Below are 11,126 nucleotides of genomic sequence, written 5' to 3' on the forward strand. Positions count from 1 at the left end.
CGCACTGGCACCTGACCGCCTGCGGCAGCAGCGACAGCGACTCGAAGGCATCAGCCGGCGAGAAGACCGCCACCACCGCACAGAACCGGCCCACGTCCACCGAGGACGGCAAGGGCGGCACGGAGCAGACCAACAGCACCCCTGACAAGGCCTCGGCCGGATCGGACGAGGTCACGAGCAAGGGCGCAAGGGTCGGCGCCCAGCAGTGCGTGGGCGACGAGATGCTGGTCACCGCGGTCCACCGGTTCGCCGGACAGCAGGGCGACCACCTGCTGCTCACCGCGTCCAACCAGGGCACCAAGCCGTGCTGGGTCACCTCGTACCCGGCCGTGAGGCTCGGCGACGACAGCCTCGAACTGCCGCACTCCAAGAAGGACAACCCCGGCGGCGACAAGCGCATCACCCTCCAGCCCGGCGGCAAGGCCTACAGCGCCGTGAACCTCTTCGACTACAACTCCCGGCACCAGACGGCACAGGGGCTCGCCATCGCGCTGCGCGGCGCCGACGGCCACGAAAGCCCCTACTACTCCGTCGTCATGAAGGGCCAGAAGCAGCAGTTCAGCTGGAACGAGGCCGACGTACTGAACTGGAACACCGCGAAGCCGTACGACTTCTGACAGCGAACCGGGTGGCAGCGCCGGCGAAGAACGGGCTGGGCTCGAAGGCCCCGGACCTGGCCCGCACCCCGGAGTGGAGGGCGACCCGGTCATCAGCTCAAGGGCGACGCGAGCTGCGGCGGATTCAATGCGCCGTGTCATCGTCCAAGCCCTGCCGGGCAGCTCGAAAGGGGCCTCCTCTTGCGAAAGTCCGTTGTCGTCTCCGCGCTCGTGGCGCTGGGAACGTGTCTGTCCACCGCGGCCCCGGCCGCCAGTGCCTCCCCCGCCGCCGCGCCCTCGGCGGAGGCGGTCCGCACCGTGTTCATCGGGGACTCCTACACCGCCAACTTCGGCATCGGCCCCGTTGGCACCACCCCCGCCCTGTGTTTCCGGGCCACCGACAACTATCCCGCGGTGGCCGTCGACGAGCTGGCCGAGGAGGGCGTGCCGCTCGACGTCCAGGCGGATGTGTCGTGTGGCGCCGCGCAGATTCACCATGTGTGGGAGCCGCAGGACCTCCCGCAAGGCGCCGCCGAACCGCAGAAGAACGCCCTGCGCCCGGACACCCAGCTGGTGGTGGGCAGTCTCGGCGGCAACACGGCCGGGTTCGCCCGCATCATGAAGCAGTGCTCCGAACGGCTCCGGGGCAGCGAGGGAACGCTGCTGCCGGCCGACCCGGTGGATGAGGACTCACCGGCCTCCGGATGCAGTGACTTCTTCCAGAACGGTGCCGGGGCCGAGTGGCTCGACGAGCGGTTCCTGACAATGGAGCGAGACCTGCGCCGGATGTTCAGCGAGATCCACGAGGCGGCCCCGGGCGCGGACACCGTGCTGGTGGGCTACCCCAGGATCGTGCCCGAGGACACCTCCGCGTGCCTCGAACCCATCCCGGGCGGCACCGAGAAGCCGCTCGCCGACATCGACGAGGACGCCCTGAAGTTCCTGGACAAGGAGGTCCAGGAGCCTCTCAACGACCTGATGGAGCGCGAGGCACGGGCCGCGGGGGCCTCCTTCGTCGACATCTACCACCGGACCGGCGCCCACACCGCGTGCGGCGGTGAGCAGCGGGGCGTCGGCGCCATGCTGGAGCGGTCCGAGGTGAGGTTCCTCGGACTGCCGCTGCCGTGGTACGTCCACCCGAACCGCACCGGCCGTGATCTGCAGGCCGAACTGGTCGCGGAGACAATCAAGCACATCACGACCGCCTGACCTGCCCGGTGGTGGGTCAGGCCTCGCCGACCCCCTGACCCGCCCTCAGGTGGTGCCTGGAGCCCGGTCGACCGCGGTCGGCCTGGGCTCCGCCCGGCAGCCCCCTGCGGCGGCTATGGTAGGGACATGTCTACGCCCCGAGTTTCCTAGCTGAGGACCCGCTTCCACGCCAGAAGTGTGTCCTTTTGCTTTCTCGGAGCGTCATCCCGTGATTACTGTTCGTGATGTCGAGTTGCGTGCAGGTGCCCGCCTGCTGCTCTCGGACATTTCTTTCACTGTCTCTCCCGGTGACCGTATCGGCCTGGTCGGCCGCAACGGGGCGGGGAAGACCACCTTGATGACCGCCCTCGCGGGGCGGACCAAGCCCGCCGCCGGGACGATCACCCGTACCGGCACGGTCGGGTTCCTGGCGCAGGACTCCCGAGCGGTTGACCCGACGGTCACGGTCACGGACCGGATCCTGTCCGCTCGCGGTCTGGATGCGGCGCTGCGCCGGCTGCGTGCGGCCGAGGCCGCGATGGCCGAGGCCGCCGGGTCCGGCGACCTGGAGCGGGCGATGCGGGCCTATGCCGGGGCCGAGGCGGCCTTCCAGGCCGGCGGCGGATATGCGGCCGAGGCCGAGGCCGCCCGTGTGGCGGCCGGGCTCGGTCTGCCCGAGCGGGTACTGACCGAGCCGGTCGGCAACCTCTCGGGCGGGCAGCGGCGCCGGGTGGAACTGGCACGGATCTTGTTCGCCGGCCACGAGGGTGTGTTGCTGCTGGACGAGCCGACCAATCACCTGGACGCCGATTCCATCGCCTGGCTGCGCGTTTTCCTGCGGGAGTACCGGGGTGGCCTGGTGGTCATCAGCCATGACACCGCCCTGCTCGCCGGTGTGGTCAACCGGGTCTTCCACCTGGATGCCACCCGGGCGACGATCGACATCCACAACACCGGCTGGGCCGCCTACCTGACCCGGCGTGAGGCGGACCAGCGGCGGTGGGAGCGGGAGCGGGCGAACGCCGAGCGCAAGGCCGCCGCCCTGCATGCGCAGGCGGAGAAGATGAAGTCCCGCTCGGCCACCGCGGTCATGGCCCGCAGCATGGCCCGCCGCGCGGACCGCATGCTGGCGGATCTGGAGCCGGTCCGCCGCGCGGAGAAGGTGGCCAGGATCCGGCTGCCCGAGCCGCTGCCGTGCGGCCGGATGCCGCTGGGCGCGGTCAGCCTGTCCAAGTCCTACGGCGGCCACCGTGTGCTCGACGGGGTGGACCTGGCCGTGGACCGGGGCAGCCGCCTGGTCGTCCTCGGCCTCAACGGTGCGGGCAAGACCACCCTGCTGCGCATCCTCGCGGGCGCGGAGCAGCCTGACGCCGGTCGTGTGGTGCACGGACATGGGCTGCGGCTGGGCTACTTCGCCCAGGAGCACGACACCCTCGATCCCGGCCGCACGGTCCGGCAGAACCTGTCGGATGCCGCGCCGCACCTGACGGACGGCGAGGCGCGGCGGGTCCTGGGCGCGTTCCTGTTCAGCGGGGACGACGCGGACAAAAGCGCCGGGGTGCTGTCCGGCGGGGAGAAGACCCGCCTGGCGCTGGCCGGGCTGGTGCACTCCGGCGCGAACGTGCTGTTGCTGGACGAGCCGACCAACAACCTCGACCCCGCCTCGCGCGCCGAGGTGTTGGCGGCCGTCGGCTCCTACCCCGGCGCGATCGTGATGGTCACCCACGACGAGGGCGCCATCGACGCCCTGCGCCCCGACCGTGTCCTGATCCTGCCGGACGCGGACGAGGACCTGTGGAGCGAGGACTACCGCGACCTGGTCGCCCTGGCCTGATCCGCTCCCGCTCCCCTTCATCCGTCGGGACCGTTTCCGGGCCCGGCGGATGGGGGCGGGGGTGCCCCGGGGCAGCTCCCTCCCCGGGGCTGCCCCAGGTCGTGCGCCGGGTTCTACTGCGGGCCGTAGGCCTCGAGTTCGAGGAGGCGCGAGTAGTTGCCGCCGGCGAAGTGGATCAGGACGCGTACCGCGTCGGTCCGCTCGGCGGGGAACCTGGTGACGACGTGCTCCTCGGTGTTGCCCACGACCTGCGCGACGGTGCGCCAGGTGTCGCCGTCACGGACCTGGATGTCGAAGTCGCGGATCCCGCTCGTGGCGGCGGGCGTCTTGGTCCACAGCTCGACCCGGTCGACCGTCTGGACCGTCGGCCACTCCACGCCGTACCAGTCGGGGAAGACGTCGCGGGTGGCGTCGTTCCAGCCGGTCAGGGTGGACCAGTGGCTCTGGTCCCTGTCGCCGTCGACGGCTCCGCAGAGGGTGAAGTTGCCGTGCGTGGAGGAGGCGATGGCCTGTTCGCCGTAGGCGAGGTTGGCCCCCGGGCCGCGCTCGGGGATCGGCTGGACGGTGACCGGGACGACCTCCCTGTGCCTGCCGCTGGTCACGGTGATGTCGTACGTCCCCGGTTTCGTGCCGCGCGGAACGAGCACGCCGAACGACTTGGTCACCGGATGGGCCGGGTTGTTGGGCGGCAGGTAGGTCTGGAAGAGCGTGTCGGAGAGGACGAGCGGCGCCTCGGCCTTCAGGGTGGCCTCCGCGAAGACCGGTTCGGTGCCGGTGTTGGTCAAGGTCACCGCGATCGAGGTGGGCAGGCACGGCAGTTCGTTGGCGGACACCGCGGCGGGCGAGGCCCACATCACGACGTCCGAGCGGGACGTGCCGCCCGCGGCGACGGCGTTCTGCGCGGGAGCGGCGAGGGTCACGCCGGCGGTCAGCACGCCCGCGACCGCGGCCGCGGTCAGGGTCTTCTTCATGGTCGTCCCTCTTCTCAGACCTGCTGAACGGCGGCGGCGCCGCTCTCGACGGCCAGCTTGGTGCGGGTGCTCACGGTGCCGTCGGGCACCGTGACCCGGTCGCACACCCGGAACTCGGATGTCCAGAGGTCCGGTGTGATCTCGCAACTGATGTAGCCCCGCTGGAAGTTGCCGAACTTCATGTGCGGGTTCTCCTCGAGCAGCACCCGCCCGCCGGCGTCCAGGTCCTCGCCGTCCTGCGCCGAGGAGATGGAGGTGCCGACGAACTCGGTGGCGACGACCTTCGAGTCAGGGTCGGTGAAGTCGAGCGCGAGGTCGCTGACCACCGTGCGGTGCAGGTCGCCGGCGAGGCTGACCACGTTCTGGATGCCGCGTTCGTCGATGCCGCCGAGGAGGCGGTCGCGCGATGCGCTGTACCCGTCCCAGGCGTCCATCGGGACGGCCACGCCGGGGCCGGAGACCGTGTCGAGGAGAGTGATGGCGGTCTGGTGGCCGAGGACGTTCCAGGTGGACCGCGACGCGGTGAGGCCGTCGAGCAGCCATCGCTCCTGGGGGAAGCCGAGGATGGAGCGGGTGGGGTCGGCCGTGGCCGCGTTGGGCGCCTTGATGCCGTCGCCGTTCACCTGGTCGTCGCGGTACTGGCGGGTGTCGAGCATGGAGAACTCGGCCAGCCGCCCGTACCGCAGCCGGCGGTACAGCTGCATGTCGGGACCGGCCGGGAACTGCGGCGCGCGCAGCGGCATGTTCTCCCAGTAGGCGCGGAACGCGTTGGCCCGCCGGACCAGGAAGTCGTCGGGGGGCGTGCTCCCGGCGTACCGGTCGGCCCAGTTGTCGACGACCTCGTGGTCGTCGAGGACCGCGATCCATGGGGCGGTGTGGTGCGCTGCCTGCAGGTCCGGGTCGGTCTTGTAGTACGCGTAACGCTGGCGGTACTCGTCCAGGGTGACGGTCTGGCGGGTCCGCAGCGGGTCGTCGTCGCCGGGGCGGACGCCGCGGTCGTTGCCGAACTCGTAGATGTAGTCGCCGAGGAACAGCACCACGTCGTGGTGGCGGGCGGCCAGGTCGCGGTGGGCGGTGAACCAGCCCTCCCAGATGGCCTGGCAGGAGGCGACGGCGAAGGTCATGCTCGGCAGCAGCTGCTCCGGCGCCGGAGCCGTTTTCGTCCGGGCGGCCGGGCTGACGAACCCGCCGGTGCGGAAGCGGTAGTAGTAGTCGCGGGCCGGCTGGAGACCGCGGACGTCCACATGCACGCTGTGCCCGTACTCGGGTTCGGCCTTCGCCGTCCCGCGCTTGACCACCCGGCTGAAGCGCTCGTCGGCGGCGATCTCCCACTGGACCGAGTAGGTCCGCCGGTCCATGCCACCGAGGGGCGCCAGCGGGTCAGGGGCCAGACGGGTCCACAGCACAACACCGTCCGGCAGGGGGTCGCCGGAGGCGACCCCGAGCGTGAACGGGTCCTTCTTGGTGGCGGAGGTGGTCGCGGCGGTGGCGGGGCTGATCCCGGGCAGCATGCCGGACAGGGCGAGTCCGGCGGCGGCACCCGTGACCGTGAGGAAACGTCGCCGCGTCGCCGCACTCAGCGCTGGGGGAAGAGAGGAGGAGTGTTCCACGTGCGTGGACCCTGTCGGCGCCAGGTGAAGAACCGGTCAACGCTGGGTAACGGTATCGCCAGTACTTCAGCACGGACTGGCACCCAGGAGTGGTGGCGGGAGCGGCGGGCGGAGCCGCCTGGGTCAGGCGGCTCCGCCCGTCGGGCGCTGTGCTTCAGTCGCGCTTGGCCACCAGCAGGTTCCAGTGGGTGAAGCCGTCGAAGAACGGCGTGATCGATTCGACCTCGAAGCCGGCCGCGCCGACCATCGCCCGGTACTCCGACTGGGGCCGGACCCTTCCTCCGTTGGTGGCGAAGACGGCGAAGTCGATGGCCGACTCCTGCTGGGCGTGGACGGGGTTCACCTCATCGCCGGTGACCTCGTCGGCGATCATCGAATCGATCACCAGCAGGGTCGTACCCGGTGCGGCGGCGCGGTGGATGTTGCCGAGGATTCGCGCGGCGTGCTCGTCATCCCAGTCGCACAGCGTGCTCTTGATCATGTAGAGGTCACAGTCGCCGGGAACCTCCCGCAAGAAGTCACCGTCGATCAGGTCGACCCGGTCGTCCGTGCCCGCCTCCGTGAACAGCCCTTTCGCCCTGCGGATCACCTCGGCCCGCTCGTACAGCACTCCGCGCACACCGGGCACCCTTGTCAGCACGCCGTTCAACAGATTCCCATGGCCACCGCCGATATCGGCGATCCGCTGGAAAGGTGCGAAGTCGTATTGCCGCACCAGCGCCTGCGCGCAGTGCGCGGTGACGTGACTCATCGTCACGGCATAGTGCTCGGCTTCCTCCTCGTTGTGGTCGTAGTACTCCCAGAATTCATAGCCGTCGACCTTGGTGTCGACGCGGCGACCCGCGCGCACCACCTCGGCGAACCGTTCCGCCCTGCGTGTGAGGTTGGGGCCGACTATGCCCATGGCGACGCTCTTCAAGCTGCCGTTGTCGGCCTCCATCGCGGACCCCAGCGGGCCGAGCTCAAAGGTGTCACCGTTCTCGCGGACCAGGCCCAGCGTTGCGGCGGAGCGCAGAAAGCGGCCCAGCGCGTCGGGGTCGGCATCGATCGCCTTGGCCAGTGCCTCGACACTTCGGGGGCCGTCGGCCAGGTGCTCGGTGATCCCGAGCTGCGCCGTCGCCCGCACGATTTGCGAGAAAATGTAGCCGGTGATGATCGTCCGCAGCGTCGTCGCCGCGTCGGTGTCCGCCGCGGGGGCGCCCATCTCGTCCTTGGTCATCGTCGGATTCTCCTCATTGTCGCGTTGCAGGCCTCGTCACCAGACGACCGGTAGTTCCTCGAGCCCGCACACATTGATGGATTCCTTGCACGAAAGGTGTTCGATCGGGGCGGCCGGCCGAAAATCCGGACGTCGGCGCAACAAGGTCTCGAGCACGATGCGGAGCTCGGTGCGGGCCAGTTTCGCGCCGACACACTGATGCGCCCCGTGACCGAAGGCCAGATGGCCCCGGCCCTGGCCGATACGCAGTTCATCGGGCTCGCTGAATGCCCGGGGGTCGCGGTTGGCCGCCTGTACCGACAGCACCACGCCTTCCCCCTTGCGAATCGTCACTCCACCGACCACGACGTCCTCGTTCGCGACGCGCAGGAGCGCCTGCTGGGCAATGGTGAAGTAGCGGAGGAACTCCTCGATGGCCTCTGGGATGCGCGCCGGATCTCGCGCGAGTTCATGCCGGAGTTCGTCGTCGGTCAGCAGTCTCGCGACCGAGACCGTGATCATGCCGGCCGTGGTCTCGTGCCCCGCTATGAGCAGCAGGTTCGCGAGGGACACCAGCTCGTCGTGATCGTACTCGCCGGCTTCCCGAAGGAGCCGGATCTGCCTGCCGAGCAGGTCGTCCGGCGGGTCCGCCTCCTTGTCGCGGACGAGCCGGTCCAAATACGACATCAGCTCCGTGAAGACGCCCACCCGGTCCGCCGCGCTGGTCTCACGCCGGAATGCGGCGGTGGTGCGGTCGTTGAACCAGTCGTGGTCGGCGTAGGGAATGCCCAGCAGCATGCAGATCACAGCGGACGGGACGGGCAGTGCGAGTGCCTTGACCAAATCGACCGGCCCGCCGCGCGCGTTCTCGATCGCGTCGAAAGCGGCGTCGACAATGCGCTGGATGTCCGGCTCCATGGCCCGGACCCGACGGGTGCCGAACTCCTCCTGGATTCTGCGCCTGATCACCGTGTGCTCGGGTGCGTCCATTCCCGCCATGGTCGGCGGCATGCTGGCCACGGCTTCTCGCTGGCCGGGCGCCAGCACCGGGTAGCCGTCCCGGCGGAGGTCCGCACTGAACCTGGGGTCGGCGAGGGCGGCACGGACGTCCGCGTACCTGGTCACCAGCCACGGGTGGCCTTCGTGCGTCGCGACCGGGCACACAGGAGCGGTGTCCTGCACACGTAAGTACTCACTCGGCGGCGCGAAGGGCCATGGGCACGGAAGGGGGAATGACACGACCGCGTTCTCCGCGAGCCCTGGGGGCTCGACCATTGTTCCTCCTCGAAAATCATCAGTCGTCCGGGCGCTGCCCGCCCACCTGTACCTCGTCCACCCCGTCACCCGGAGCCGTAGCGGGCCGCTCGGTCCCGCAGGAGAGCAGCCGTCTCGGACATCAGGTGCTCCGCGATGGTGTCGACGTGGCGGGACCGCCACGGCTCGAGACCGGTGCCGGCCACCCAGGAGTTGAACGCGCCCATCGCGGGACCGCAGTAGACCAGGTAGTCGACCTTCCGCTCCCGGTCCCCGCGCAGCGCCAGCCGGAAGCCGCGGTGGAGGTAGGACCGGAAGGCCGTGGCCATCCGGCGCTTGCCGTCGTCCCCCGGCCCCGCGTCCGACTCCGCGGCGGCGGCCTCGTGAAACGATCCGTGCAGGAACTTCTCCTCGATCCGACGGCGGGTCGGCGCGTCGATGTCCTCGAAGGAGTCGTGGCGTCGCCACAGCTCGTGCAGCTTCGCCGCCTTCGCCGGGAGCAGCACACCGCGCTTGACCACCTGCGCCCGCACCCCCAGTTCGAACATCTCCGGGGCGGGTGCGAGGGCGACGTCATGGACCTCCACCTCCTGCAGCAGATCCTTGACGGCCTCGCTGGTGGCCGCTTCGGGGGTGCACTGGTTGATCGATCCGGTGACCAGGAACTCCGCGCCCAGGACGAACGCGGCGGCCGCGGCCTCCGGGCTGCCGATCCCGCCGGCCGCGCCCACATGGATCCTCGGCCCGGCTCCGGCCCGCGCGGCCCGGGCGTCCCGCAGCCGGACCACGGCGGGCAGCAGCGTGGCCGGCGTGCCGGTGGCGTCGTACCAGCCAGCGCCGACCTCCACGCACAGGTCGTCGGCCATCGGCAGGTGTGCGAAGCGCTCGGCGTCCGCGGCGGCTATCCGCCCCTCGTCGAGCAGTTGCCGGACGATGCGCGGCGGCGCGGGTTCCAGGAACGCGGCCGCCATATCGGTGCTGGAGACCTTGGCCAGCACCCTGCCCCCGCTCAGCCGGTACTTGACCAGCGCGGGGGTGATCCGCAGGAAGCCGGATGCCTCGATGGTGCGCACACCGGCCCGCAGGAACAGGTCGACCAGCGCCGATTCCCGTTCCGGGTCGGCGTACTGGTGCAGCAGGTTCGCTCCGTACGCCCCGTCGGCGCCCAGGGCGGCCCGCACCGCGTCGAGCCCCGCCCCGACCTCGTCCAGGGCCAGCCCGCCGCTCCCGAAGAAGCCCATCCCGCCGGACTTCGCCAGCCGGATCAGCAGCTCCGCTCCGGACACCCCGCCGTACATGGCACCGGCCAGGCAGGCGTACCGGAGACCGTAGCGCTCCCGGAAGGTCGCGGCGCCCAGCGTTTCCGCCCTGACCCCGCCAGGGGCGGCGGCCACCTCGGCGGCGACCGGCGGCGCGGTGACCGGAGCCTCAGCGAGCGGTGGCGCGGTGACCTGGGGCGCGGTGACCGGTCGTTCCGCGACAGGCTGCTCAGTGGCAGGTTGCTCGGTGGCCTGTGGCTCGGTGACCAGCGGTTCCGCCTCGGCCTTGATCTTGGTGACCAGCTTGCGGAGCACCGTGCCCGGTCCCAGTTCCTCGAACTCGAACTCGCCCTTGCCCATCAGGTATCTGATCGTGTCCGTCCAGCGCACCGTCGAGGCGATCTGCCGGGCCAGCGTCCGCTTCACCTCGCCGGGCCGGTACGGGCGGGCGTCCACGTTGGCGATCACGGGAATCCCGGGGTCGCGCAGCGTGAAGCCGTCGAGGTAGCGGGCGAACTCGTCGGCGGTCTCCCGCAGGTAGCGCGAGTGGAAGGGGGCGCTGACGTTCAGCGTCACGAAGTGTGCGCCGAGCCCCTCGAACACCGGCTTGGCCTGAGCGAGCTGGTCGGCGGGCCCGGCGAGGACGACCTGCGCGGGCGCGTTGTGGTTGGCGATGTCCAGGCCGGTCAGCCGGTGGTCGCGCAGCGCCTGTTCCACCCCGTCCAGGTCGCAGCCCAGTACGGCGGCCATCCGCCCGCCGTCGGCGCGGCTCATCAGCTCGCCGCGGCGCTTGACCAGCCGCAGACCGGTCTCGAAGTCGAAGGCCCCGGTGGCGAACAGCGCGACGTACTCGCCGAGGCTGTGTCCCACCAGATAGTCCGGCGGGGTGGGGTCGTCGCGCAGCTTCCGCAGCCAGGTCAGGGCGCTGACCACGTACAGCGCGGGCTGGGTGAACTGGGTGAGCTTCAGCTCCCGCCGGGGATCCTGGGTGCACAGCTCCCTGATCGAGTACCCGAGCACGGCGTCCGCCACCGCGGTCTGTTCCGGGAACTCGTCGAAGAGGTCCTTGCCCATCCCCTTGGCCTGGCTGCCCTGACCGGGGAATCCGTATACCTTCATGATGCCCTCCTGGGGGTGCGTGGGGGCGGGGCGGGGGCGGGGGCGCGGGGGCACGGCGGAGCGCAGCCCGGCCAGCGCGCGGGTGTCCTGGCTCAGC

Annotated in this window: 8 protein-coding genes; 3 read left to right on the plus strand and 5 right to left on the minus strand. The window is 70.6% G+C overall.

Annotated elements, in window-relative coordinates; genetic code table 11:
• From BBH68_RS36410 to BBH68_RS36420, 3 genes are all read left to right on the plus strand, one after another.
• Nucleotides 1-617: DUF4232 domain-containing protein (locus BBH68_RS36410; RefSeq protein WP_104531502.1), on the plus strand; the 617-nt coding region annotated here is incomplete at its 5' end.
• A 180-nt stretch (nt 618-797) separates the two neighbouring features.
• A complete protein-coding gene (locus tag BBH68_RS36415; protein WP_065968157.1) occupies nt 798-1,805 on the plus strand; it encodes an SGNH/GDSL hydrolase family protein in 1,008 nt (335 codons plus the stop codon).
• Nucleotides 1,806-2,013: 208 nt separating this feature from the next.
• Entirely contained in the window at nt 2,014-3,618 is a 1,605-nt protein-coding gene (locus BBH68_RS36420; protein ID WP_174589136.1) for an ABC-F family ATP-binding cassette domain-containing protein, read from the plus strand.
• 113 nt (nt 3,619-3,731) lie between these two features.
• Here BBH68_RS36420 and BBH68_RS36425 read toward each other — a convergent pair whose 3' ends face one another.
• The 5 genes from BBH68_RS36425 to fabD all read right to left on the minus strand — a co-directional run.
• Nucleotides 3,732-4,589, minus strand: coding sequence for a galactose-binding domain-containing protein (locus tag BBH68_RS36425; protein WP_065968161.1), 858 nt, complete (start codon nt 4,587-4,589; stop codon nt 3,732-3,734).
• 14 nt (nt 4,590-4,603) lie between these two features.
• Complete coding sequence (locus tag BBH68_RS36430) at nt 4,604-6,199, minus strand: alkaline phosphatase D family protein (RefSeq protein WP_065968163.1); 1,596 nt, start codon at nt 6,197-6,199, stop codon at nt 4,604-4,606.
• A 154-nt stretch (nt 6,200-6,353) separates the two neighbouring features.
• Complete coding sequence (locus BBH68_RS36435) at nt 6,354-7,418, minus strand: methyltransferase (RefSeq protein ID WP_065968165.1); 1,065 nt, start codon at nt 7,416-7,418, stop codon at nt 6,354-6,356.
• A 36-nt stretch (nt 7,419-7,454) separates the two neighbouring features.
• On the minus strand, nt 7,455-8,579 hold the full coding sequence (locus tag BBH68_RS36440; RefSeq protein ID WP_211301843.1) for a cytochrome P450: 1,125 nt from the start codon (nt 8,577-8,579) through the stop codon (nt 7,455-7,457).
• A gap of 158 nt (nt 8,580-8,737) precedes the next feature.
• Nucleotides 8,738-11,126, minus strand: a 2,389-nt coding sequence (gene fabD / locus BBH68_RS36445) for an ACP S-malonyltransferase (RefSeq protein ID WP_218029734.1), incomplete at its 5' end; no start/stop codon positions are given.

It is taken from the genome of Streptomyces sparsogenes, assembly GCF_001704635.1.
In the GTDB taxonomy this organism is placed as follows: Bacteria; Actinomycetota; Actinomycetes; order Streptomycetales; family Streptomycetaceae; genus Streptomyces; species Streptomyces sparsogenes.